This window comes from Halomonas sp. B23F22_10 (assembly GCF_043496975.1).
Classification (GTDB): Bacteria; Pseudomonadota; Gammaproteobacteria; order Pseudomonadales; family Halomonadaceae; genus Halomonas; species Halomonas smyrnensis.
On the sequence record NZ_JBIEKF010000001.1, the window covers coordinates 209,940 to 233,096 of the forward strand.

Consider the following 23,157-nt stretch of genomic DNA (forward strand, 5'->3'; position numbering starts at 1 on the left):
GCGGCGCGTCCCTTCCGGCGTCGTACCGGAGGGGAGCGGTGGTAGCCGCCGCGCTGCGCCGAGTCGGCGCCCGGGCGACTACCGTTCGAGTCACATGCAACCAATGGCATGAATCGATGAACCTTCACGAGTATCAGAGCAAACAGCTGTTTGCCGACTATGGTCTGCCCGTTTCCAAGGGCTTCGCCGTCGACACCCCCGAGGAAGCGGCGGAAGCCTGCAAGAAGATCGGCGGCGAGATGTGGGTCGTCAAGGCCCAGGTCCACGCCGGTGGCCGCGGCAAGGCCGGCGGCGTCAAGCTGGTCAAGAGCGCCGACGAGGCCAAGGCCTTCGCCGAGCAGTGGCTGGGCAAGAACCTGGTGACCTTCCAGACCGACGAGCACGGTCAGCCGGTCGCCAAGATCCTGGTCGAGAACTGCACCGACATCGCCAGCGAGCTCTATCTCGGCGCCGTGGTCGATCGCGCCACTCGCCGCGTGGTCTTCATGGCCTCCACCGAGGGCGGCGTCGAGATCGAGAAGGTCGCCGAGGAAACTCCCGAGAAGATCCTCAAGGCCGAGATCGATCCGCTGGTCGGCGCCCAGCCGTACCAGGCCCGTGAGCTGGCCTTCCAGCTGGGCCTCGAGGGCGCGCAGGTCAAGCAGTTCACCAAGATCTTCCTGGGCCTGTCCAAGCTGTTCCACGACAAGGACCTGGCGCTGCTCGAGATCAACCCGCTGGTGATCACCGAGGAAGGCAACCTGCACTGCCTCGACGCCAAGATCAACCTGGACGGCAACGCCCTGTACCGTCACCCGGACCTGCAGGCCATGCGCGATCCCTCCCAGGAGGATTCCCGCGAGGCCGAGGCCGCGGCATGGGACCTGAACTACGTGGCCCTGGACGGCAACATCGGCTGCATGGTCAACGGCGCCGGCCTGGCCATGGGCACCATGGACATCGTCAACCTGAACGGCGGCAGCCCGGCCAACTTCCTTGACGTCGGCGGCGGCGCCACCAAGGAGCGCGTGGCGGAAGCGTTCAAGATCATCCTGTCCGACGACAACGTCAAGGCCGTGCTGGTCAACATCTTCGGCGGCATCGTGCGCTGCGACATGATCGCCGAGGGCATCATCGGTGCCGTCGAGCAGGTGGGCGTCAACGTGCCGGTCGTGGTGCGTCTGGAAGGTAACAACGCCGAGCTGGGTGCCGAGAAACTGGCCTCCAGCGGTCTGAACATCATCGCTGCCAAGAGCCTCACCGACGCGGCTCAGCAGGTCGTCAAGGCAGCGGAGGGCAAGTAATGAGCATCCTGATCGACAAGAACACCAAGGTCATCTGCCAGGGCTTCACCGGCGGCCAGGGGACCTTCCACTCCGAACAGGCGATCGCCTACGGCACCCAGATGGTCGGCGGCGTGACCCCGGGCAAGGGCGGCCAGGAGCACCTGGGCCTGCCGGTGTTCAACACCGTCAAGGAAGCGGTCGAGCAGACCGGCGCCGAGGCCAGCGTGATCTACGTGCCGGCCGCCTTCTGCAAGGACTCCATCCTCGAGGCCGCCAACGCCGGCATCAAGCTGATCGTGTGCATCACCGAGGGCATCCCGACCCTCGACATGCTCGACGTCAAGGTCAAGTGCGATGAGCTGGGCGTGCGTCTGATCGGACCGAACTGCCCCGGCGTGATCACCCCGGGCGAGTCCAAGATCGGCATCATGCCGGGCCACATCCACCAGCCGGGCAAGGTCGGTATCGTGTCGCGCTCCGGTACCCTCACCTACGAGGCGGTCAAGCAGACCACCGACCACGGCTTCGGCCAGTCCACCTGCGTGGGCATCGGCGGCGACCCAATCCCGGGCTCCACCTTCATCGACATCCTCGAGAAGTTCGAGAAGGATCCGGCCACCGAAGCCATCGTGATGATCGGCGAGATCGGCGGCACCGCCGAGGAAGAGGCGGCTGCCTACATCAAGGAGAACGTCTCCAAGCCGGTCGTCTCCTACATCGCCGGCGTGACCGCCCCTCCGGGCAAGCGCATGGGCCATGCCGGTGCGATCATCGCCGGCGGCAAGGGCACCGCGGACGAGAAGTTCGGCGCCCTCGAGGCGGCGGGCGTCAAGACCGTTCGCTCCCTGGCCGAGATCGGCGACGCCCTGAAGGAAGCCACCGGCTGGTAAGCCGCTGCCTTCGGGACGCGATGCGAAAAGGGCACCCCTCGGGGTGCCCTTTTTCGTGTCCGCCTGCCGGGTTTGTCAGCGAGTGTCGTCACTGGGCCGGGGCGGCGAGGGCGGCGCCTAGCCGGCCAGCTCTTCCACGCTGGTGTTGCCCAGGCCGAGCACCTGAACCTCGAGGGCCTGGCCCGATCCGGTCTCGGCGCTCATCTCGGCCGGCAGCTCGTCGTCGCCGTAGGCCTTGAAGCTGAAGCGCCAGCCCTCGCCCGGGGCCAGGGTGTTGGCGTTGTTGTCCTGCGCTCGCGTGCCGCCGTTGCCTTCGCTGGCGTTGCCGTTCCACAGGGTGTCGATATCGGCGGGCAGATCGAAGCCAAGCTCGGGATCGACGATGTCGTCATCGGAGACGTTCTCGACGAAGACCTCCGCCACGTAGCCCGAGTCCCACTGGCTGGTGACGTTGCCGGTCACCAGCAGCTCGGCGTCGTCCTCCAGGATGGCGGGCTTGACGCCGTCGCCGTCGAGGATCTGGCTGGGCTCGGGCGCGTCGATGGACTCGCCGCGGAACAGGTTGCCCGACGCCGTGTGCAGGGTGGTGCCATCGCCGAAGACCGCGAATTCCACGTCGGTGATGGTATCCTCGCTGCCCTTGCCGGTGATGATCACGCCGTCGTCGGACATCGCGAGCTCGTGTTCGTCGAGGCTGCCGGTGTAGCGCGCGGTGTCGACGCCCTCGCCGCCGTCCAGCCGATCGTCGCCGTCGTACCAGTCGTCGCCCGGCCCGCCCTGGAGCAGGTCGTTGCCGCTGCCGCCCTGGAGGTGGTCATGGCCCAGGCCGCCGTTCAGGTAGACGCCGTCGTCCGAGCCCTGCACCTCGTCCGAGCGCCGGGTGCCGATCAGGTAGTCGAAGACGACCTCGTTGGCGTCGGGGTCGGTGGGGGCGCCGAAGCTCTCGCCGTCCTCGTTGACGTACAGCGCCGGCGACAGCTCGTCCGCCTCCGGATCGCGGATCGACTGCAGCACGTGCACGCTGTTGTCGTGATCCCGGCCGCCGTGGAAGTTGACGTCGCGGTCGGTCGAGGCGATCTCGACCTCGTTGCCGGCCGAGGAGCGCCAGGAGGCGAACACCAGGCCGTGGCGCATGCCGCTGTCCTCGAGTCCGGAGAAGGTGCCGTCGTAGCTCTCGTGAAGCTCGAAGGCGTAACCGTTGCCGTTGCCGCCCTTGTTGAGGGCGCCGTGAGCCTCCAGCTCCTCGCCGCGGGTGTCCAGGGCGCGGGAGAGACGAAAGGCGGTGGAGGGGCCCTCGATGACCTGAAGGTCGTCGAGCCGGGCGTTCACCGTGCCCTCGAGATGCACCGCGTGATAGTCGCTCAGGTCATCGCGGACGTTCTCGAAGCGCGACGGGTCGGCCTCGCCCAGTTCGAAGTTCAGGCTGAAGCCTTCCAGGGTGACGTCATCGACGCTCTCCAGGCGCTCGACCTGCGTCTCTTTGGCCGCGAAATCGAAGCGTACGCCGCGATCAAGCGTGATCTGGTCGCCATCGATATCGGTGACCTTGGCCATGCTGGTACGCAATTCGGCGTACTCGACCTTGCGCCAGGAACTGTCGCCGATGTCATCGAAAAAGTCGTCATCGTTGTCCTGCCACAGGCGGAGCGTATCGCCGACGGAAAGGTCGGGATGGTCTTCCAGCGTCAGCCGTCTATCACCGCTGTCGGCATCCGCCGACAGAGTGCCGATATCGGTGTTTTCGCTGCCGTCCAGGTGAATCGCCTGGTCGTTGTCCCGCGACAGTGCCTCATCGGTGAAGGTCAGGCGCGTCTCGTCCGAGCCCGCACCAACCAGGGAGATGTCGGAGCGTTCGATGGTGATCGAATCGTCGAAGCGAAAGTCGCCGGCGGCAAGCCGAAGGGTCGTGCCCGAGTCGGCCTCCCGTATCAGGCTCTCCAGTTCCTCTGCGGATGTTGATGTATCCACCTCGATGGTCGAACTCATTTATTGACTCCTGTTGTCATAAAGTGGCGACGATTGAGGATGTTGATAGTCTGGCTTTTCGATAGCTTTATATCGTAATTTTCGAATTTCTCTGTCGTCATTTTGAGACATTTCCCGGGGGTTGAAGAGAGGGTTTGAAGACGGGTATTTTCCCATCCATCGGCGCCGTAGATGCGCCATTTTTAGTGTTGTATAACCAAAAAATAGCGTCAATATTTCGACCATAAGACGAGGGCGCAGCATGGTATGGGAGAGCCACTGAGGTGTTGATCGGGCGAGCGAAAGGCCGTGGGCGAGCGGCCCTCGGCGACCAGGTCCGGAGGGATGGCGAGGCGCCGCTGGACAGCGCACGCGAGGCGTGCCGCGGCTCGTTGCTGTGGGTGGCGGGTTTCAGCCTGTGTCTCAATGTGCTGTTGCTGACGCCCGCACTGTACATGCTGCAGGTGTACGACCGGGTGATCACCTCGGGCAGCGAGGCGACCCTGTTGATGCTGACGCTGCTGGCGGTGTTCCTGTTCGTGGTGATCGGCGGGCTGGAGTGGGTGCGAGCGGGCGTGCTGGTGCGCCTCGCCAACCGCCTCGACGAGCGCCTCGTCGGCCCCTTGCACGCGGCGATGTTCCGCCGCGGACTGCACCCGGCGGGCGGGCAGGGGGCCGGGCCGCTGGACGATCTCGAAAGCCTGCGCCAGGGGCTGGCGGGAGGCGCACTGCTGGCCTTCTTCGATGTGCTCTGGGTGCCGGTCTATCTGGCCCTGCTGTTCCTGTTCGATCCCTGGTTCGGCGTTTTCGCCGCCGTGGCCGGGCTGCTGCTGCTGGCGCTGGTGGTCATCAGCGAAAAGGCCACCCGCGGCTGGCTGGAGGGCGCCGGGCAGGAGATGGCGGCCTCCCGCCAGCGGGCGGCGGAAAACCTGCGCAACGCCGAGGCCCTCGAAGCCATGGGCATGCTGTCGAGCATCGCCGGACGCTGGCTGTCGCATCATCGCCGCGGGCTGTGGCAGCAGTCGAGGGCCAGTGACCGGGCGGCCATGCTGTCGAGCCTCACCCGGGCGCTGCGGCTGCTGCTGCAGTCGATGATTCTGGGGCTCGGCGCCTGGCTGGTGCTCGAGGAGCGCATCACCGCCGGCATGATGATCGCCGGCTCCATCCTGCTGGGCCGCGTGCTGTCGCCGGTCGATCAGCTGGTCGGCAGCTGGCGCAGCGTCGTCGCGGCCCGGGCCGCCTACCGTCGACTCCAGGCGATCTTTCGCGAGGCGCCGCCGCCCGCGCCTCCCATGTCGCTGCCGGCCCCCCGGGGGCGGCTGACGCTGGAGGGCGTGAGCGCCGGGCCGCCGGGCGGACGGCGGCCCATCCTGACCGGCATCGATCTCGATATCGCCCCGGGGCAGCAGGTCGGCATCATCGGCCCCAGCGCCGCCGGCAAGTCGACCCTGGCGCGCCTGGCGCTCGGCGTTTGGCCGGCCAATGAAGGGTGTGTGCGGCTGGATGGCGCCGATATCGCGCGCTGGGATCGCGGTGTCCTGGGCCCCCACCTCGGCTACCTGCCCCAGGACGTCGAGCTGTTTGCCGGCACCATCGCGGAGAACATCGCCCGCTTCGCCGAAGTCGATGGCGAGCGGGTGATCGCGGCGGCACGTCGCGCCGGGGTACACGACATGATCCTGCGGCTGCCCGACGGCTACGACACCTGGCTGGCGCCGGGCGGTGGCCTGCTTTCGGCCGGCCAGCGCCAGCGCATCGGTCTGGCGCGGGCGCTGCATGGTGATCCGGTGCTGGTGGTGCTCGACGAGCCGAATGCCAACCTGGACCATCGCGGCGAACAGGCCCTGGCCGAGGCCATGGAGGCCCTGCGGCAGGACGGCGTGACCCTGTTGGTGATCAGTCATCGCAGCGGTGTGCTGAAGCGGGTCGACCGATTGCTGGTGCTGGACGACGGTCGGGTGTCGCTGTTCGGCCCCCGGGACCGGGTGCTGGAGCGGATGACGGCCCGGAGACAGGAACGACGCGAAGCCACCACCCAGGGAGGCGCCCATGCAGCCGACACATGATGATCCTCGGCCACCGGTCGACGACCGGCGGCATCGCCTCGTGGGGCTGGCGCTGGTGCTGGTCTGCGTGCTCGGCTTCGGCGGCTGGGCGGTCTCGGCCGAGCTGGCCGTGTCGGTCATCGCCTCCGGCCGGGTCGAGGTGGCCTCGTTGAAGAAGACGGTGCAGCACCTGGAGGGTGGCATCGTGCGACGCATCGCGGTCGAGGAAGGCGATCGCGTCGAGGAAGGACAGACGCTGCTGGTGCTCGACCCGACCCAGGTCGAGTCGAGGCTGCAGATCGCACGCTCGCAGTTCCTGATCAATCGCGCCGCCGAGACCCGGCTGATGGCCGAGCAGGCCGGCGACGAGCGCCTGACGTTCCCCGATGAGCTCGCCGACGCCGAGTCGCCGCGCATCGCACAGCTCAAGGCGGTCCAGCGCGGGCTCTTCCTCTCTCGGCGCGAGGCCCTCGAGGGGGCGCTGGCGTCGCTGGAGGAGCAGAGCGAGCAGCTGCGCCAGCGCATCGAGGGGCGCGAGGCGATGATTCGGGTCAGCCGCGAGCAGCTTGCCTCGCTGCGCGAGGATGCCGAGGCCTATCGTTCGCTGTTCAAGGACGGGCTGGGCGACAACCGACGGCTGAGGGAGCTGGAACGTGAGGTGCTGCAGTATCAGGGCGAGATCGAACAGCATCGCACCGAGATCGCGCGGCTGAGATCGCAGATCAGCGAGAACGACCTGAAGAAGCGGGTGCGCGTCGAGGAATTCCGCCAGGAGGTGGGCGAGCGCCTGCGCGAGACCCGGCGCCAGATCGCCGATGCCGAGGAGCGCATGACCGCGCTGCGCGACCAGCGGCGCCGCACCACGGTCGAGGCGCCGGCCGCGGGCACGGTGGTCGGCCTGGCCGTGCATACCCGCGGTGCGGTGATCGAGCCCGGCACCACGCTGCTGGAGATCGTCCCGGGCGGCGGAGATTTCGTCGTCGAGGCCCGGGTCGACGACCGCGACATCGACAGCGTCTATCCCGGCCAGTCAGCGGAGATCCGCTTCAGCGCCTTCAACCGTCGCCGCTCGAAGCTCCTCGACGGCACCGTGCAGCGGGTGTCCGCCGACAGCTTCACCGACGAGCGCAGCGGTCAGCGCTACTACGAGGTGCGGATCCGGGTCAGCGAGGCGGAGCGTCAGTCGATGCCGGAATCGATGCGACTGCAGGCGGGCATGCCCGCCGAGGTGCGGCTGCAGACCGCCAGTCGCACCTTCGCCAGCTACCTGGCCAAGCCGGTGAGCGACATGCTGGCGCGGGCCATGCGCGCGGACTGAGCCGGCCCGGTTCAGCCCGCCCGCTCGTTATCTGTCGTGCCGCGACGTCGAGGCAGGCCGATCATGGCCAGGAACACCGGGGCGCCGGCCAGCAGATAGCAGTGGAAGGTGACGAAGCGCCAGATCACGATGGCGGCGCCGGCGGTAGCCTGGCCGACCAGCGGGATCAGCAGCATGCCGGTGCCGAGCTCGGCGGCGCCGGTGCCGCCGGGCAGCAGGCTCAGCTGGCCGGCCGCCATCGACAGCATCTGCACCAGGAAGGCCCAGCTCCAGGCCACGTCGGCGCCCAGGCCAGCCAGCGCCAGGTAGAGCAGGCTGTAGCGTGTCAGCCAGTGGGCGGCGCAGCTGGCCATGGCCAGCATCAGCACCGGGCGGGGCAGGGCCAGGGTGGCGACCAGCGCCTGGCGAAAGCCGAGCAGTCGCCGGGCCAGTCGAGGGCGCCGCTTGCGCGATGCGCCACGACGGCGCAGCAGCGCCGGCAGATGTCGGATCAGCATCGTCCCCGTCGCCAGCGCCAGCAGCAGCGCGACGATGGCGGCGACCAGCAGCCACTGATGGGGCCAGGGCACCGCCGTGGCCAGCGACACCAGCGCCAGGGCGGTCAGCGCGGCCAGGAAGAACAGCAGGTCGCAGCACTGGTCGACCATGAACACCGCCGAGGCCCGGGCGGGGCGCAGCCCGCGTCGGGCCACCAGCGCGAGCAGGGTCGGCAGCCCGCCGCTGCCGCCCGGGGTGGCGCAGATAGCGAACTCGGTGGCCATCACCATCCCGAGGGCGCTGCGCTGGCCGAGCGGGCCTGCGCGTCCCGCCAGCAGTAGCCTCAGGCGCAGGGCGTTGAGATTCCAGCACAGCACCACCATCGCCAGCATCCCCGACAGCCTGCCCGGCGGGAAGTCGCCCAGCGCCGTCAGCGCGTCGCGGCCGCCGATCATCAGCGGTACCGCCAGGGCCAGCACCAGCGCCGCGGCCAGCCACCAGCCGTAATGCCGACGACGCTTAGCCATGCCGCCGCGCCGCGGGCTCGCCGGGTATGAAGGTGGCGTAGTAGACGAGCAGGTCGTCGATCACCCGGTTCCAGTGGAAGCGACGCTCCACCTGGCGGCGGGCGTGCCGGCCACCGGCGGCAACGTCGTGGTCGAACAGGGCCTCGACCGCCTCGGCCATGGCCCCGGCGTCGTGGGGCCTGCACAGGAGCCCGCCGCCCAGGGGCACGTTCTCGATCAGCGCCCCGGCCCGGGCGGCCACCACCGGCAGGCCGCAGGCCATTGCCTCCAGCGCCACCAGGCCGAAGGTCTCGCGGGTGCCGGCGTGGAGCATGGCGTCGGCGCTGGCCAGCGCCCGAGCCACCTCGCGGCGATCGCAGTAGCGCGAGATGACGGTCACGTTGTCGGGCACCCGGGTCGGCATCCCCGGGCCCATCAGCAGCAGGTGGTAGGGCCGCCCGAGGCGCCGGAGGGTGCGCAGCAGCACGTCGACGTTCTTTTCGCGTGAGTGGCGCCCGGCGAAGACCAGCAGCCGGGTATCGGCGGGCAGCCCCAGCGAGGCCCGCCAGGTGGGATCGGCGCGCTTGGGGTGGAAGGTGGCGAGGTCGACGCCCAACGGCTGCACGCGCACGTCCTCCACGCCCCAGTCCGCCAGCCGCTCGGCCATGGCCCGGCAGGGCGCCATCACGCCGTCGAAGCGGCCGTAGAGGTCGCGCACGTAGCGCTCCAGGCGCCGGCGCACCGCGCCGCCGAAGCGATCCCCCATCAGCCGTGGCAGGTCGGAGTGGTAGAAGCCGACCACCGGCACGCCGAGCCGCTGGCCGGCCTCCAGCGCGGCCCAGGGCGTGACGTAGGGGTCGCCGGCCTCGATCAGGTCGGGGGCGAGCTCCCGCAGCCGCTCGCGCCAGGGGGCGCGACGCAGCGGGAAGCGATAGCCCTGGCCCAGCGGCAGGCGCAGCGCCGGCAGCGTATGGCAGTCGTCGAGGGCGTCGCGTTCGGCGCCGGGCACGAGCAGGCTCGAACGCAGGCCGGGCGTCTCGGCGATCCGGCGGTGCTTGGCCTGGAGATAGGTGCGCACGCCGCCGCTCGAGGGGGCGTGGAACATGGTGACGTCGGCGATATGCAAAAGGGTCCCTCCCGTGCGGGCCGATGGTTCCCCCCTCACGCTACGCGGGCTTTGCGACAGTTCGACGACATGGGCCGGGAACGCGAGCTGAAACGCAAAACGGCGGCCCGAGGGCCGCCGTTTCACGTGCGAGGGAGCGCGGGGAGGGCGCCTACTCGGCCGGGCGGCCGACCAGCGAGCGGGTCTCCTCGCGGGCCTCGGTCAGGGCCACGCGGATCACGTCGCCGAGCTTGTAGCGCTCGACGCCCTCGATCTGGATGCGGCCGTCCTTGTCGTCGATGGCCACCTTGTCGCGGTCGCTGTGCATCAGCGGGGCCGGGATGAAGGCGGTGGCGCCGTTGGCGGTCAGGCGCACGCGCATGCCGCCGCGGTTGATGGCAATGATCTCGGCCTCGAAGCTTTCGCCCGCCTCGGCGGAGGGCGTCAGGTAGCGCACGTAGAGCCAGTCCTTGACGTCGCGCTCGGCCAGGCGGTTGAGGCGGCGACGCTCGGTGAGCTGCTCGGTGAGCTCCTGGCTGGCCTCGGCCGGGGCCTGCTCGCCCTTGAGCACGCGCTTGATCAGGCGGTGGTTGACCATGTCGCCGTACTTGCGGATCGGCGAGGTCCAGGTGGCGTAGGCGTCGAGGCCCAGGCCGAAGTGCGGGCCGGGCTGGGCGGACATGTTGGTGAAGCCCTGGAAGCGGCGCAGGCGGGCGTCCAACCAGGCGTCCTCGCGGCCCTCGAGCTCGCGCTTGAGTTCCCTGTAGCGGGGCAGCTCGGTGAGCGCCTCGAGCTCGACCTGGATCTCCTGACCGGCCAGGAATTCCTGGGCCGCCTCGGCCTTGTCGGCCTCGAAGGCACGGTGGACGTTGAAGATGCCGTGACCCACGTGCTGGCTGAGCAGGTCGGCGCAGCAGGCGTTGGCCGCGATCATCGATTCCTCGATCATGCGGTTGGCGATGCGGCGCTCCTCGGTGCGGATGCCCAGCACGTTGCCGGCCTCGTCGAGGTCGAACACGTAGTCCGGACGGTCCTTGAACACCAGGGCGTGCTTGGCGCGCCAGTCGGCGCGGGCCTCGGTCAGCTCGCGCAGCGCCTCGAGCTGCTCGCCGATGGCCTCGGACGGCGCCCAGTCGCCCTGGCCCTCGAGCCAGTCGGAGACGTTGTCGTAGACCAGCTTGGCGTGGGAGCGCGCGTTGGCGGCGAAGAAGCGGTACTCGCCCAGGCTGCCGTCGGCCTCGATGTCCAGTGCGCAGGCCAGCACCGGGCGGTCGCGGTCTTCCCACAGCGAGCACAGGTCGTCGGCCAGCGCCTCGGGCAGCATGGTGACGTTCTGGCCCGGCAGGTAGACGGTGAAGGCGCGGGTGCGGGCCTCCAGGTCGGCGGCGTGGCCTTCCTCGATGTAGGCGGTCGGGTCGGCGATGGCCACGTTCAGGGTCCAGCCGCCGCCCTCGCGCCGCTCGATGCGCAGGGCGTCGTCCATGTCGCGGGTCTTCTCGCCGTCGATGGTGAAGAACGGCTCGGCGGTCAGGTCCTCGCGCTCGAGGCCCTCGTCGCGCAGCGGCCAGTCGTCGCCGGCGTCCGGGCATTCCTGCTCGAGGGCGTGGCGCGCCAGGGTCACCCGCCAGGGCACCGCCGGGTTATCGGTCTTGGCCACCAGCTCATCGATCTGGGTGAAGAAGCCACGGTCCTCGGGCTTAAGCGGGTGACGCACCAGGCGCACCACGACCCAGTCGCCTTCGCCCAGGCTCGCCTCGTCGAGGCTGCGCTTGACCCGGGCCTTCAGCGGGGCGTTCATCGACGGATGATCGGGAATCACCGACAGGCGCCCGTCGCGCTTCTTCACGCGGGCGATGAAGCGTTCCATGCCGCTCTCGATCAGGGTGTCCGGCTCCACGGACTTCTTCTCGCCTTCCTCGTGGAGGATGGCCTCGACACGGTCGCCGTGGAGCACCTGCTTCATGGCGGGGGGCGGCACGAAGTAGGAGTCGCCGTCGTCGGTCTCGAGAAAACCGAAACCGCGGTCGGTGGCCTTGATGACCCCTTCGACGCGGGGCGTGTTGTCGCGGATCTGTTGCTTGAGCTGAGCAAGCGCCGAGTTGTTCTGCAGCATGGTCACGATCGATTGGCGGGATAGGGGGGCCACTATACGGATTCCGCCAGCCGGCGCCAATCGGGCGGCGGGCAATCGTCGGGGCCGTGGCGAGTCAGGATGAGCCCGCGGCGCGTAGCCGATAGAATGGGCGCACACTCTTTGCAGCGGAGGGCGCCGCCCATGTCGGCCCATCTCATCGTCAGCGATCTCGACGGCACCCTGCTCGGCGCCGATCACGCCCTGGCGGATCATACCGTCGAGACCTTCCGCGCCCTGGCGGCGCGCGGCCACCACATCGCCCTGGCCTCGGGGCGCCACTATCGCGACATCCTGGCGTTTCGCGACCGCCTGGGCGTGGACGCCCATATCATCAGCACCAACGGCGCCTACACCCACGCGCCCGACGATACCCTGCTCGAGGCACGTCACGTGCCGGCCGAGCTGGCCCGCGAGCTGATCGACCTGCCGCGCCCCGACGCCGTGCGCCTGAATCTCTATCACGATGACGAGTGGGTGATCGACGCCGAGGCGCCGACGCTGCTGGCGCTGCATGCCCACACCGGCTTCGGCTACCGGGTGGTGGCGCCACAGCGGCTGGCCGCCGAGGGCGTCGGCAAGGTGCTCTACATCGGCGAGCCCGGTCACCTGGCCGAGCTCGAGGGCGAGGTGCGCCGGCGTGCCGGCGAGCGTCTGCACGTGACCTATTCCATGGGCAACTCGCTGGAGATCATGGCCGGGGGCGTCAACAAGGGCACCGCGCTGTCGGCGCTGCTCGGCCGGCTCGATCTCCCCGCCGAGCGCTGCCTGGCGTTCGGCGACAACCTCAACGACACCGAGATGCTGGCGCTGGCCGGCGAGGCCCAGATCATGGCCAACGGTCACCCCGAGCTGGATGCGCGACTGCCCGAGGCGCGGCGCATCGGCCATCACGACGAGGCGGCCGTGGCGCGTCATCTGGCCGAGCGTTTCGCCCTCTAGTCGGCCTCAGGGGGCGGGCGTTGCCACCATGGTGGTATCGCCCGCCTCGCGCCGGGCGGCCATCCTCGAGGGACACGTCATCGGGAGGCGCCATGAACGTCCACGATCCGGCCTTCCTCCAGGCCCAGGTCCGCCGCACCATGGCCTTCTACCATCCCCGCGCCATCGATCCCCACGGCGGCTTCTACCACTACCTGCTCGATGACGGCGCCATCCTCGATCACGACCATCGCCACCTGGTCTCCAGCGCCCGCTATGTGGTGACCTATGCCCGCCACGCCCGTCACGGCGGCGGCGACGAATACCGCCACTGGGCGCGCCACGGGCTCGCCTACCTGGAGAAGGCGCACTTCCAGACGGCGACCCAGGGCTATGCCTGGACGCTGGACAGCGGGATCGTGGAGGACGACACCCAGCACTGCTACGGGCTGGTCTGCGTGCTGCTGGCCTATGCCGAGGCGCTCAAGGCCGGCATCGACGAGGCCCGGCACGGGCTCGAGGCCACCCATCGGCTGCTGCAGCGGCGCTTCTGGGAGCCGCGCTGGCGGCGCTTCGCCGACGAGGCCGACCGTCACTGGCGGCTGTCGCCCTATCGCGGCCAGGGCGCCAACCTGCACGGCTGCGAGGCGCTGATCGCCGCCTTCGAGGCGACCGCCGAGGCGGCCTTTCTCGACCAGGCGCTGGCCATCGCCCGGGCCGTCACGCTGGCCGGCCGCGACCACCGCGACGGCTGGATCTGGGAGCATTACGACGCCCGCTGGCGGCCCGACTGGGACTATCACCGCGACGATCCCGCCCACCTGATCCGCCCCTGGGGCTATCAGGTCGGCCACCAGGCCGAGTGGGCCAAGCTGCTGGTGATGCTGGAGCGTCATCGCCCCGAGCCCTGGCTGCTGCCCACCGCCGAGCGGCTGTTCCTGTCCAGCGTGGCGGCGGGCTGGGATCGCACCCACGGCGGACTGGTCGCCGGCCTCGATCCGGCGGGGCGGCTCAGCGACGGCGACAAGTATGACTGGGTGCAGGCCGAGGGCCTGGCGGCCGCGGCGCTGCTGGGCGTGCGTACCGGCGGGGCGGTCTACTGGCGCTGGTACGAGCGGCTGTGGGACTACGGCTGGCGCCACCTGATCGACCATCGCCACGGCGGCTGGTATCGCGTGCTGACGCCGGACAACCGGCGCTACTCGGACCTCAAGAGCCCGCCGGGCAAGGTCGATTATCACACCATGGGGGCCTGTCACGCCGTGATCGAGGCCCTGGCACGGCGTGCGGGGTCGCGTTGAGCCCCCCAGCCGGCTTGCCGGAGCGCCTTACGGGCCTGCCTTTATCTAGTGCACGGTGATCACGCTGCACTCGGCGGCATGGCTGACCTTGTGCGACACGCTGCCGGTGAACAGGCCGCGCAGGTCGCTGAGGCCGCGGCTGCCCATCAGGATGGCATCCACGTCGCGGGCGTCGGCCAGCTCGAGAATGGTGCGGGTGGGGTCGCCGAAGCGCAGCTCGGGCTCGACGTGGCGCACGCCGCGGTCGCGGGCCTGCTCGGCGGCCGTGTCGAGCAACTGCCGGGCGCGTCGTTCGCGCTCGCCGCGGGAGTCGGCCGCGGCCTCGCTGCCCACGCCCCACATCATCGGCGGGTCGTGGGGCGCGGCTTCGGGCACGTGGAGCAGCAGCAGGCAGGCGTCATGGCGGTCTGCCAGCAGCTGGCAGGCCAGGGAGAGCGCCTTGCGGGCGTGGGACGAGCCGTCGACGGGCACCAGGATGGTTCGAAACATGGCCAGCACCTCCGTGACTGAGAAAAACGCCCCTTCAGCCTAGCCGTGCGACCGCCGGATGGCCCGTCGCCGGCGCGGGTCAATGGACGGTGATCACCCGGCACTCGGCGCCGTGGCTGACCTTGTGCGACACGCTGCCCACCACCAGGCCCTTGAGATCGCCGAGCCCGCGGCTGCCCATGACGATGGTGTCGACGCCGTGCTCATCGGCCGCGGCCAGGATCGTCTGGCTGGGATCGCCGCGGGCGAGCACCGGCTTGGCCTGCTCGATGCCCAGCGCCCTGGCCTCCTCGATGGCGTGGTCGAGCAGGGTCTGTCCGACCTCGTCGCGCTTCTCCATGGTCGACTCCAGCGGCACCGCGCCGATGCCCCAGACCAGCAGCGGCTCGTGGGGCAGGGCCTCGGGAATGTGCAGCAGGATCAGCCGGCCGTCCTCCTGGCGGGCCAGCTTGCAGGCGACGCACAGCGCCACCCGCGAGTGCTCGGAGCCGTCGATGGGCACGAGGATGGTGTGGAACATGGGATCTCTCCTTGGCGTGGCCGGTGGCATACCCTACAGCCTAGACCCCATCGGGCCGCCTGGGATGATCCTCATCAACGCTTGTCGTCCTGCTCGCGACGCTCCAGGCGTCGCATTCTGCCCCACAGCTCGCGGCGCAGGTCGGCGACGCGGGGCCGTTCGGCCTCGTCGAAGGCCAGCGGGCGGGTCAGCCGCTGGGCGCGCAGCCCCAGCCGTGCCCCGAGCAGGCCCACCGCCATGCCCTGGCCGGCCCGCGCCGAGAGGCGTCCGGCCAGGTTCAGCGACAGCCATTCCATGCCGGCCTCGCTGGCCAGCTCGCTGGCGCCGGCGAAGGCCATGTCGCGCAGCACCTGGCGAAACAGCCGCAGGCGCGCCGCATAGCCGAGCTCCAGGCCGTAGAGTCGGCACAGCCGGTCGATCAGCGACAGGTGCCGCCAGGCGACCAGCGCCATGTCGACCAGCGTCAGCGGGCTCAGCGCCACCATCACCGCGGTCTCGCCGCTCATCCGCGAGATCAGCCGCCGCGCCTCGCGGTCGCGCGGGGCCAGCAGATGATGGGCCAGCAGGGCCTGGGTCTCACGGCCGTCGTGGTGCGGCTCATGGACGGTGAGAAAGGCCTGCCAGTGGGGATGGTCCTCGTCCAGGCCGAGCTGGCGGCGCAGCTGGTCGGCGGTGGCGCGCGCCTGGCGACCGGAGGCCTCCGGCAGCGCGCCGAGCGTCTCGCGCAGCCGCTCGTGGCGGCGCAGGCGGCGCAGTCGCCACAGCTCCCGGGCCAGGGCGCCGCCGCCGAGCCCGATGGCGCCGAGGCCCAGCAGCCCCCAGCCGAGGCCCAGCCAGTCGCCCTCGGCCAGCGCCGCGGGCATCGACAGCGCGAGCTCGCCGGCGCCCAGGCCGAGCCCCGCGACCAGCAGCCCGAGCAGGCCCCAGCGGCGGCGCTTCGGCGGCGCCAGGCCGGCGCTGACGGCGGCCTCGCTCTCGCCGGGGACGGCGTCCGGCTCCGCCGGCGTCGGCGGGTGGTGGGCCTGCGTCGGGTCGAACAGATGCTCCGGGGCCGGCGTCCGGGGGGGCTCCGGGGCGGGTTCGGTCTCCAGCGTGAAGCGCCGGCCGGGGCGCGGGTCGGATTCTCGGGGCGCGGTCATGTCAGCTTGTCTCCGATCAGCCACTCCAGGGCGGCGTCGAGGCGAATGTGCGGCAGGGCGCCGCCGTCGCGGGGCTGGGGGCGAAAGGCGGTGAAGGTGAAGCCCTGGCGGCGCCAGAAGCTGGCGTCGGGCAGGGTGGCCGGCACCTCGCCGGGGAACAGCAGCGTGTCCTCGCCCTCGAGGGTGGTGCCGCGCAGCACCGGCTGGCGCTGGCCGCGGTGGTCGACCTCGCGGGCCTCGGTGGCGCGGATCGCGGCCAGGCTCAGGGCGCGTACCGGCACGTCGGCGAAGCGCAGGTCCTTGAGCGGCTCGGCCAGCAGCGACTGGAGCAGCCCGGTGAGGCGCGGATGCTGCTCGGGCGTGACGTGGTCGGCCTTGGTGGCGGCGATGGCCAGGCGATCGATGCGCGGGGCGAACAGCCGCGAGAGCAGGCTGCGCCGGCCGTAGTCGAAGCTCTGCATCAGTCGCGTCAGCGCCCGGGACAGGTCCTCGAAGCGCTCGGGCCCGGCGTTCAGCGCGCCGAGCACGTCGACCAGCACGATCTGGCGGTCGAAGCGGCGGAAGTGATCGCGGTAGAACGGCTTGACGATGTGCTGCTGGTAGTGGCGAAAGCGCCGCGCCAGGGTGGCGTAGAGGCTCTCCGGCGGCAGCTGTGCCAGCATGGCCGGGTCGGCCTCGTCGAGCCCCGGCAGGGGAAAGAACTGCAGCACCGGGGCACCCTCGAGCTCGCCGGGCAGCAGGAAGCGGCCCGGCTGCAGGTCCGAGAAGCCGGCCTCGCGGGCGGCGCGCAGGCCCTCGGCGTAGCGTTCGGCGATCTCGGCCAGGCGCGCCTCGTCGACCTCCTGGGCCGGGTCCAGGTCCGCCACCTCGCGCTGCCAGTCGGCGAACAGCGCGGCGCGCTCGCCGTCGAAGCGCTGGGCCCGGCACCAGCTGGCGAAGTCGTGCTCCAGCAGCGGCAGGTCGAGCAACCATTCGCCGGGATAGTCGAACAGGTCCAGCGTCAGCTGGCGGGTGTCGCCGCCGATCCAGCCGGGGCGGCCCGGGCGGTAGCGGATCGACAGGCGCAGCTCGCTGATGCCGCGGGTCGGCGCCGGCCACTGCGGCGGGTCGGCGTCGAGGGCGGCAAGGGCCCGGTCGAAGGGGAAACGCGGCACGCCGAGATCCTGCTGCTCGACCCGGCGGGCGCCCAGCAGGCGGCCTTCCCGGGCCGCGGGCAGCAGGTCCAGGCGGGCCTCGAGTCCGGCGTGGCGAAGCTGGTCGATCAGCGAGGTCAGGAAGGCGGTCTTGCCCGCCCGCGACAGGCCGGTGACCGCCAGGCGCAGCTGGCGGTCGCGGCCGCGTTCGAGCAGGTCGCGTGTCAGGTTTCGGGGCATGGGGCGTCGCTCGGCATCCGTGTCAGCCCCTAATCTGCGGGCGGCGACGCCGGAAGGCAAGGTGGCGGGCGCCGAGCAGCGCCAGCGGCAGCAGGCACAGCGGGATCAGCAGCAGGTTGAGGCTCGCCCAGCCCAGCAGCGTCACCAGGGGGCCGGCCAGCAGCGCGGTGATCGCCACGGTGGAGAACACCAGGAACTCGTTGGCGGCCTGGGTGCGGGCCTTCTCGGCGGGAGAATGGGCCTCGGTGAGCAGCCCGGTGGCGGGCAGGAAGGCGAAGTTCCAGCCCAGGCCGAGCAGCACCAGGCCGGCATGGAAGCCGGCGAGCCCCGCGTCGAGCTGGGCGGTCAGGGCGCTGGCCGTGAGCAGCAGGCAGCCGGCGCCGATCATCCGCGGGGCGCCGAAGCGGGCGGTCAGCCGCCCGGTGACGAAGGAGGGCAGGAACATCGCCACCACGTGCCATTGAATGGTGGTGGCCACGTGATCGAAGCCGTGGCCGACCTCGGCCATGGCCAGCGGCGTGGCGGTCATGGCCAGGTTCATCACCCCGTAGCCGGCCATGGCGCTGACCACCGCCAGCAGGAACACCGGCTGGCGGACGATCTCGCCCAGCCGGCGCGGTTCGCCCGCTGCGGCATCCCGGCCGGGTTCGGGCAGGCGCACGCCAGCGAGCAGCGCCAGGGCCAGCAGGTAGAGGGCACCGAGGCCGAGGAAGCTGCCGAGGTAGGGCACCTCGGCCAGGGCGTGGCTGTGGCGGGCCAGCCAGGGGCCGAAGAAGGCCGCCAGCACGCCGCCGCCCATCACCAGGCCGATGGCGCGGTCGCGGCCGCCCTCGGGGGCCGCCTCCACCGCGGCGAAGCGGTACAGCTGGCCGAAGCCGATCCCGATCCCGATCAGCCAGGTGGCGAGCAGGAACAGGCCGAACGCCTGGGCCTGGAGGGCGGCCACGGCCAGCCCGGTGCCGGCGAGCCCCAGCAGGTGGCCGAGCACGAAGCCGCGGCGCCGACCCAGCCGGGCCATGATCAGCGAGGCGGGAATGGTGGCGCACATCAGCCCCAGCCACTGGGTCGCCACCGGGGCGGTGGACCAGGCCGGCTCCGGGGCGAGCTGGGCGCCGATCAGCGGCGACACGGCGATCAGCAGGATGTTGCCGCTGACCAGCAGGGCCTGGCACAGCGAGAGCAGCATAACGGTCAGGGGCATGGGGCAGGTTCCTCGAGGGGGACGGGGCGAGCGCCGCAGCGCTCATGATAGACCGACGGCGGGACGCCGTGGCGGCGATGAAAGCGGCGGCGGTGTCCACAACGCCCCGTTTCCCACCGATCGAGACATGGCGTGGCTCGAAACAACGACGCCCCGCACGGGGCGGGGCGTCGTCATGGGGCGGGGGAACCGGCGTGGCGTCAGGCGAAGGCCGCGTAGATGGCGATCACCAGCACCACCAGCGCGATGCCGGCGGGCACGGCGCCCTTCCACGGGGTCAGGTCGACGGCGCCGCTGTCCTCGTGGACCCAGGCCTCGGCGCGCGGACGCAGCTTGCCGATCACCAGCATCGCCACCACCAGCAGCACGAACACCGAGGCGACGAAGTGGAACTCGTGCATCACCTGCGGCAGCCGGTCGAAGGGTGGGATGAAGTAGCCGGCGAAGATCAGCAGGCAGCCGCCCACCAGGGCGATCTTGGCCGCCAGGGCCGGCACGCGCTTGGTCAGCAGGCCGACCAGCACCACCGCCAGCAGCGGGATGAAGTAGATGGCGTTCATCTTCTGCAGGTAGCCAAACAGGCTCTCCTGGCCGGCCAGCAACGGGGCGATGGTCATGGCGATCAGGGCCATGATCCAGCCGAAGGTCTTGCTGGCGCGCACCACCTGCTCCTCGCTGGCGTCCTTGTTGAGCACGCCCTTGTAGACGCCGAGGCTGAACAGGGTGGTGGTGGAGTTCAGCGCCGAGTTGAACGACGACAGGATGGCGCCGACCATCACCGCGGCGAAGAAGCCGGTGAGGTAGGGCGGCAGGACGTTGAACACCAGGTGGCCGTAGGCCTCGTCGGCCTGGATGCCCTGATCGGCATACAGTTGATAGGCGATGATGCCGGGCAGTACCAGATACAGCGGGCCGAGCAGCTTGAACAGGCCGGTCAGCAGCACGCCCTTCTGACCCTCGGCCAGATTCTTGGCGGCGAAGGTGCGCTGGATGATCTGCTGGTTGGTGGTCCAGTAGAAGACGTTGATCAGGAACACGCCGGTGAACAGGGTGGCGAAGGGCACCTGCTGGTCCTCGCGGCCCATGGAGTTCAGGCGCTCGGGCTGGGATTCCTTGAGGATGTCCCAGCCGGCCAGCACGCCATTGCCGTCGCTGACGGCCTGCAGGCCGAAGTAGACGATCACGAAGCCGCCGACCAGCAGGCCGATGCCGTTCAGGGTATCGGACACGGCGACGGTACGCAGGCCGCCGAACAGGGCATAGACCGCGCCGATCAGGCCCACCAGCCATACGGTCAGCCACAGCAGGGTGGTGTCGGACTCGATACCGGTCAGGCCGTGCAGGTCGAGCATGCCCTGCAGGCCCATGGCGCCGGAGTAGAGGATGATCGGCAGCAGGATCACCGCATAGGCGAGCAGGAAGATCACGTTGGCGATGCGCTGCGTGCCCTTGTCGAAGCGGATCTCCAGCAGCTGGGGCACTGTGGCGATGCCGCTGCGCAGGAAGCGCGGCAGGAAGAACAGCGCCAGCATCACCAAGGCGATGACCGCGACCACTTCCCAGGCCATCACGCTCAGGCCATCGGCAAAGGCGGCGCCATTGAGGCCGACCATCTGCTCGGTGGAGAGGTTGGTCATCAGCAGAGAGCCGGCGATCAGCGGGAAGGTCAGGCTGCGCCCGGCCAGGAACAGGCCGTTGGTGCTGGAATGGTCGTCGCGGCGGGTGATCCGCCAGGTAAGGAAGGCCACCAGACCTGTAAAGAACAGGAAGGAGCCGAGGGTGAGGGCGTGCATATCGGAAAAATCCTTAATGTCTGGCGCACATTGGCGTTGTCGCCGCGTGGGGGCCGTGTTTTTCTTGCTAACCTTACGACAGTGATCGGGGGAGTCTAGGGGACTGCCTTGCCCATGCCATACGCCTTTCGTCTAACGGTTAGTAGTCCTTTTTCAGGAAGGCGGCACCACGCCCGCCGGCGTCGGTTCCACCCAGCCGAACAGCTGCGCCAGCAGTGGGGTCGCGGCGATCCCGAATCCCGCGACGGCCAGCAGCCGGCCCAGCCGGCGATGCCGTGGCCGGCGGGCCAGGCTCAGCCCGCCGAGGCAGACGAGCAGGCCGACGAGGTGGAAGGCATAGCCGAGCATCGAGATCAGCTGATAGGCGGTCATGGTGGCTCCGGGCGTTATCGGGCGTCGTTCGGGTATCGAGAGCGGGCTGCTATGCTGGGAGCATATCCACCCCGCCGCCACAGGGAGGCAGCGACGCCATGGTAGGCCAGACTGCAGGCGAGGTGCTCGCCTTCTGGTTCGAGGAGCTGACGCCGGCGCAGTGGTTCCGCAAGGACAGCGCCCTCGATGACGAGGTGCGCCGCCGCTTCGCCACGACCCTGGAGGCCGCCCGCCGCGGCGAGCTCGGCGACTGGCGGCAGACGGCACGCGGGCGGCTGGCCGAGATCATCGTGCTGGATCAGTTCTCGCGCCATCTTCATCGCGACGGCGCCGAGGCCTATGCCGCCGACGCCCGGGCACTGGCACTCGCCCGGGAGGCGGTCGCCGCCGGGGATGACGCAGCGCTTGCGGCACGCGAGCGAGCCTTCCTTTATATGCCCTACATGCACAGCGAGTCGCTGGCCGTTCACGACGAGGCGCAGCGGCTGTTCGAGCAGCCCGGCCTGGAGGGCAGCCTGCGCGCCGAGCGCCGGCACCGCGACATCCTCGAGCGCTTCGGCCGCTATCCGCATCGCAACGCCGCCCTCGGGCGAGCCTCGACCGAGGAAGAGCGGGCCTTCCTGGCCCGGCCCGGATCATCGTTCTGAGCTTGCGTTATGACGCCGCCTGCCGGCAGTCTGGCAGGCACATCCCAAGGAAGTGGAAAAGGAGATATCCATGAGCATCATCGCCTGGTTGATCATCGGCGGACTGGCGGGCTGGATCGCCGGCAACATCATGCGCGGCGGCGGCTTCGGCCTGCTGGGCAATATCGGGGTGGGGGTCGTCGGCGCAGTGGTCGGCGGTGGCCTCTTCAGTCTCTTGGGCCTGCAAGCGGGGGGCTTTATCGGCTCGCTGGTCACCGCCATCGTCGGCGCGGTGGTATTGCTGTGGGTGATCGCGAAAGTGAAGAAGGCCTGACCCGAGGCGCTCAGCGCGCCGACAGGCCCGCGCAGAAACACGCCGCCCGGCCAGCTGGCCGGGCGGCGTGCGTTCGGGGCTGGCGCAGGATCAGGCGGTGGCGGTGGCCTGGCTGCCGACCAGCTCCTTCAGGCACGCCTCGATGATCGAGAAGCCTTCTTCCAGCACCTCGTCCTCGATGGTCACCGGCATCAGGAAGCGGATGGTGTTGCCCCACAGGCCGCAGGACAGCAGGATCAGACCCTTCTCGCGGGCCTTCTTGCACAGCGCGCCGGCGAGGTCGGCGTCCGGGCTGCCGTCGGCCGCGACCAGATCGAAGGCGGCCATGGCGCCCAGGTGGCGGCCGTTCACCACGCAGTCGAAGGCCTGCTCCCACTGGTCGAAGCGCGCGCCGAGCCTGTCGCCCAGGGCCAGGCTCCTGTCGAGGATATTCTCTTCCTCGAACACCTCCAGCACCGCCAGCACCGCGGCGCAGGACACCGGGCTGCCGGTGTAGGTGCCGCCCAGCGAGTTGCCGCCGGAGGCGTCCATCACCTTGTCGGTGCCGACCAGGGCGGAGATCGGCATGCCGTCCGCCATGCTCTTGGCCATGGTGATGATGTCCGGCTCGACGCCGCTGTGCTCGATGGCGAACAGCTTGCCGGTGCGGCCGAAGCCCGACTGCACCTCGTCGACGATCATCAGCATCCCGTGCTCGTCGCACAGCTCACGCACGGCCTTCAGGAAGCCCGGCGACGCCGCATGGAAGCCGCCTTCGCCGAGCACCGGCTCGAGCACGATGGCCGCGGTGTCCTTCGGATTGGCGTCGGTCTTCAGCGCCATCTTCAGCCCGCGCAGCGCGTCCTCGTCGCTGACGCCCTCGCTCGGCACCGGGTAGGGCGCGCGGAAGACGTTGCCCGGCATGCTGCCGAAGTCGGTGGCGTAGGGCGCGACCTTGCCGTTCATGGCCATGGTCATGAAGGTGCGGCCGTGATAGCCGCCGGTGAAGCAGATCACGTTGTCGCGGCCGGTGGCGGCGCGTGCCACCTTGACGGCGTTCTCCAGTGCCTCGGCCCCGGAGTTGGCAAGCATCACCTTGCCGTGACCGCGCACCGGGGTCACCTGGCTGAGCTTCTCGGCCACCTTCACGTAGCCCTCGTAGGGCATCACGGTCTGGCAGGTGTGCATCACCTTGTCCAGCTGGTCCTTGACCGCCTGCACCACCTTGGGATGGCGATGGCCGATGTTGAGCACGCCGATGCCGCCGGCGAAGTCGATGATGCGGTTGCCGTCGGCGTCCCAGATCAGGGCATTCTCGGCCCGGTCGGCAAACTGGGTGGCCGGGCTGGCGGCGCCGCTGGCGACATAGCGCTGCTTGAGCTCGTTGAGTTGTGCGTTGTTCATGGA

20 protein-coding genes are annotated in these 23,157 nt (G+C 70.0%); 8 read left to right on the forward strand and 12 right to left on the reverse strand.

The features are described 5' to 3' along the window. Window positions 1-116 precede the first annotated feature (116 nt). A complete protein-coding gene (gene sucC / locus ACGTNF_RS00910; RefSeq protein ID WP_016856036.1) occupies window positions 117-1,283 on the forward strand; it encodes an ADP-forming succinate--CoA ligase subunit beta in 1,167 nt (388 codons plus the stop codon). Then, the gene (gene sucD / locus ACGTNF_RS00915; protein WP_152478540.1) at window positions 1,283-2,155 is read left to right on the forward strand and encodes a succinate--CoA ligase subunit alpha; all 873 of its coding nucleotides are present in this window, start codon (window positions 1,283-1,285) and stop codon (window positions 2,153-2,155) included. The genes sucC and sucD overlap by 1 nt, the downstream gene beginning before the upstream one ends. Before the next feature lie 117 nt (window positions 2,156-2,272). Here sucD and ACGTNF_RS00920 read toward each other — a convergent pair whose 3' ends face one another. Further along, on the reverse strand, window positions 2,273-4,141 hold the full coding sequence (locus ACGTNF_RS00920) for a cellulose binding domain-containing protein (protein ID WP_394600003.1): 1,869 nt from the start codon (window positions 4,139-4,141) through the stop codon (window positions 2,273-2,275). A gap of 338 nt (window positions 4,142-4,479) precedes the next feature. Between ACGTNF_RS00920 and ACGTNF_RS00925 the strand changes: the two genes are divergently transcribed. Continuing rightward, entirely contained in the window at window positions 4,480-6,186 is a 1,707-nt protein-coding gene (locus ACGTNF_RS00925; protein ID WP_394600528.1) for a type I secretion system permease/ATPase, read from the forward strand. After that, window positions 6,170-7,483, forward strand: a complete 1,314-nt coding sequence (locus ACGTNF_RS00930; protein ID WP_394600004.1) for an HlyD family type I secretion periplasmic adaptor subunit — start codon at window positions 6,170-6,172, stop codon at window positions 7,481-7,483. Before ACGTNF_RS00925 ends, ACGTNF_RS00930 begins: the two co-directional genes overlap by 17 nt. 11 nt (window positions 7,484-7,494) lie before the next feature. Here ACGTNF_RS00930 and gpgF read toward each other — a convergent pair whose 3' ends face one another. The 3 genes from gpgF to ACGTNF_RS00945 form a co-directional block, all read right to left on the reverse strand. Continuing rightward, the gene (gene gpgF, locus ACGTNF_RS00935; RefSeq protein WP_394600005.1) at window positions 7,495-8,487 is read right to left on the reverse strand and encodes a glucosaminyl phosphatidylglycerol flippase; all 993 of its coding nucleotides are present in this window, start codon (window positions 8,485-8,487) and stop codon (window positions 7,495-7,497) included. Next, window positions 8,480-9,592 (reverse strand): N-acetylglucosaminyl phosphatidylglycerol synthase, encoded by a 1,113-nt coding sequence (gene gpgS, locus ACGTNF_RS00940; RefSeq protein ID WP_394600006.1) that lies wholly within the window; start codon window positions 9,590-9,592, stop codon window positions 8,480-8,482. The genes gpgF and gpgS overlap by 8 nt, the downstream gene beginning before the upstream one ends. A gap of 151 nt (window positions 9,593-9,743) precedes the next feature. After that, window positions 9,744-11,684 carry an exoribonuclease II gene (locus ACGTNF_RS00945; protein WP_394600007.1) on the reverse strand — a complete coding sequence of 647 codons (1,941 nt, stop codon included), beginning with the start codon at window positions 11,682-11,684 and terminating at the stop codon, window positions 9,744-9,746. A gap of 162 nt (window positions 11,685-11,846) precedes the next feature. On the opposite strand from ACGTNF_RS00945, the gene ACGTNF_RS00950 reads away from it, so the two are divergent. Together ACGTNF_RS00950 and ACGTNF_RS00955 are read left to right on the forward strand one after the other, a co-directional pair. After that, window positions 11,847-12,644, forward strand: coding sequence for a Cof-type HAD-IIB family hydrolase (locus ACGTNF_RS00950; RefSeq protein ID WP_394600008.1), 798 nt, complete (start codon window positions 11,847-11,849; stop codon window positions 12,642-12,644). Window positions 12,645-12,736: 92 nt separating this feature from the next. Continuing rightward, window positions 12,737-13,924 (forward strand): AGE family epimerase/isomerase, encoded by a 1,188-nt coding sequence (locus tag ACGTNF_RS00955; protein WP_394600009.1) that lies wholly within the window; start codon window positions 12,737-12,739, stop codon window positions 13,922-13,924. Between the two features lie 45 nt (window positions 13,925-13,969). On the opposite strand, the gene ACGTNF_RS00960 is transcribed toward ACGTNF_RS00955, so the two are convergent. The 7 genes from ACGTNF_RS00960 to ACGTNF_RS00990 form a co-directional block, all read right to left on the reverse strand. Continuing rightward, on the reverse strand, window positions 13,970-14,413 hold the full coding sequence (locus tag ACGTNF_RS00960; RefSeq protein WP_394600010.1) for a universal stress protein: 444 nt from the start codon (window positions 14,411-14,413) through the stop codon (window positions 13,970-13,972). A gap of 79 nt (window positions 14,414-14,492) precedes the next feature. Further along, window positions 14,493-14,933, reverse strand: a complete 441-nt coding sequence (locus ACGTNF_RS00965; RefSeq protein ID WP_394600011.1) for a universal stress protein — start codon at window positions 14,931-14,933, stop codon at window positions 14,493-14,495. A gap of 74 nt (window positions 14,934-15,007) precedes the next feature. Beyond that, window positions 15,008-16,072 (reverse strand): TIGR01620 family protein, encoded by a 1,065-nt coding sequence (locus ACGTNF_RS00970; RefSeq protein WP_394600012.1) that lies wholly within the window; start codon window positions 16,070-16,072, stop codon window positions 15,008-15,010. Further along, complete coding sequence (locus ACGTNF_RS00975) at window positions 16,069-17,445, reverse strand: YcjX family GTP-binding protein (RefSeq protein WP_394600013.1); 1,377 nt, start codon at window positions 17,443-17,445, stop codon at window positions 16,069-16,071. The genes ACGTNF_RS00970 and ACGTNF_RS00975 overlap by 4 nt, the downstream gene beginning before the upstream one ends. A gap of 22 nt (window positions 17,446-17,467) precedes the next feature. Next, window positions 17,468-18,646 carry an MFS transporter gene (locus tag ACGTNF_RS00980; protein ID WP_394600014.1) on the reverse strand — a complete coding sequence of 393 codons (1,179 nt, stop codon included), beginning with the start codon at window positions 18,644-18,646 and terminating at the stop codon, window positions 17,468-17,470. Window positions 18,647-18,846: 200 nt separating this feature from the next. Next, a complete protein-coding gene (locus ACGTNF_RS00985) occupies window positions 18,847-20,439 on the reverse strand; it encodes a solute:sodium symporter family transporter (protein ID WP_394600015.1) in 1,593 nt (530 codons plus the stop codon). A gap of 153 nt (window positions 20,440-20,592) precedes the next feature. Continuing rightward, window positions 20,593-20,811 (reverse strand): hypothetical protein, encoded by a 219-nt coding sequence (locus ACGTNF_RS00990; RefSeq protein ID WP_394600016.1) that lies wholly within the window; start codon window positions 20,809-20,811, stop codon window positions 20,593-20,595. A gap of 98 nt (window positions 20,812-20,909) precedes the next feature. Between ACGTNF_RS00990 and ACGTNF_RS00995 the strand changes: the two genes are divergently transcribed. Further along, window positions 20,910-21,458: a DUF924 family protein gene (locus ACGTNF_RS00995; protein WP_394600017.1), complete on the forward strand. Its 549-nt coding sequence runs from the start codon at window positions 20,910-20,912 to the stop codon at window positions 21,456-21,458. A gap of 70 nt (window positions 21,459-21,528) precedes the next feature. After that, window positions 21,529-21,771 carry a GlsB/YeaQ/YmgE family stress response membrane protein gene (locus ACGTNF_RS01000; protein ID WP_016855946.1) on the forward strand — a complete coding sequence of 81 codons (243 nt, stop codon included), beginning with the start codon at window positions 21,529-21,531 and terminating at the stop codon, window positions 21,769-21,771. Between the two features lie 90 nt (window positions 21,772-21,861). Here the strand turns inward: ACGTNF_RS01000 and ACGTNF_RS01005 are convergent, their stop codons facing one another. Further along, window positions 21,862-23,154, reverse strand: a complete 1,293-nt coding sequence (locus tag ACGTNF_RS01005) for an aspartate aminotransferase family protein (protein ID WP_152478552.1) — start codon at window positions 23,152-23,154, stop codon at window positions 21,862-21,864. Between the last annotated feature and the right edge of the window lie 3 nt (window positions 23,155-23,157).

Bases quoted from the DNA above. Each gene is read 5' to 3' on its own strand.
- ACGTNF_RS00965 (WP_394600011.1), bottom strand. From the start codon at position 14,933: ATGTTCCACACCATCCTCGTGCCCATCGACGGCTCCGAGCACTCGCGG.
- sucD (WP_152478540.1), top strand. From the start codon at position 1,283: ATGAGCATCCTGATCGACAAGAACACCAAGGTCATCTGCCAGGGCTTC.
- ACGTNF_RS00930 (WP_394600004.1), top strand. From the start codon at position 6,170: ATGCAGCCGACACATGATGATCCTCGGCCACCGGTCGACGACCGGCGG.
- ACGTNF_RS00980 (WP_394600014.1), bottom strand. From the start codon at position 18,646: ATGCCCCTGACCGTTATGCTGCTCTCGCTGTGCCAGGCCCTGCTGGTC.
- sucC (WP_016856036.1), top strand. From the start codon at position 117: ATGAACCTTCACGAGTATCAGAGCAAACAGCTGTTTGCCGACTATGGT.
- ACGTNF_RS00985 (WP_394600015.1), bottom strand. From the start codon at position 20,439: ATGCACGCCCTCACCCTCGGCTCCTTCCTGTTCTTTACAGGTCTGGTG.
- ACGTNF_RS00955 (WP_394600009.1), top strand. From the start codon at position 12,737: ATGAACGTCCACGATCCGGCCTTCCTCCAGGCCCAGGTCCGCCGCACC.
- ACGTNF_RS00970 (WP_394600012.1), bottom strand. From the start codon at position 16,072: ATGACCGCGCCCCGAGAATCCGACCCGCGCCCCGGCCGGCGCTTCACG.
- ACGTNF_RS00920 (WP_394600003.1), bottom strand. From the start codon at position 4,141: ATGAGTTCGACCATCGAGGTGGATACATCAACATCCGCAGAGGAACTG.
- ACGTNF_RS00975 (WP_394600013.1), bottom strand. From the start codon at position 17,445: ATGCCCCGAAACCTGACACGCGACCTGCTCGAACGCGGCCGCGACCGC.
- ACGTNF_RS01000 (WP_016855946.1), top strand. From the start codon at position 21,529: ATGAGCATCATCGCCTGGTTGATCATCGGCGGACTGGCGGGCTGGATC.
- ACGTNF_RS01005 (WP_152478552.1), bottom strand. From the start codon at position 23,154: ATGAACAACGCACAACTCAACGAGCTCAAGCAGCGCTATGTCGCCAGC.
- gpgF (WP_394600005.1), bottom strand. From the start codon at position 8,487: ATGGCTAAGCGTCGTCGGCATTACGGCTGGTGGCTGGCCGCGGCGCTG.
- ACGTNF_RS00960 (WP_394600010.1), bottom strand. From the start codon at position 14,413: ATGTTTCGAACCATCCTGGTGCCCGTCGACGGCTCGTCCCACGCCCGC.
- ACGTNF_RS00950 (WP_394600008.1), top strand. From the start codon at position 11,847: ATGTCGGCCCATCTCATCGTCAGCGATCTCGACGGCACCCTGCTCGGC.
- ACGTNF_RS00990 (WP_394600016.1), bottom strand. From the start codon at position 20,811: ATGACCGCCTATCAGCTGATCTCGATGCTCGGCTATGCCTTCCACCTC.
- ACGTNF_RS00995 (WP_394600017.1), top strand. From the start codon at position 20,910: ATGGTAGGCCAGACTGCAGGCGAGGTGCTCGCCTTCTGGTTCGAGGAG.
- ACGTNF_RS00945 (WP_394600007.1), bottom strand. From the start codon at position 11,684: ATGCTGCAGAACAACTCGGCGCTTGCTCAGCTCAAGCAACAGATCCGC.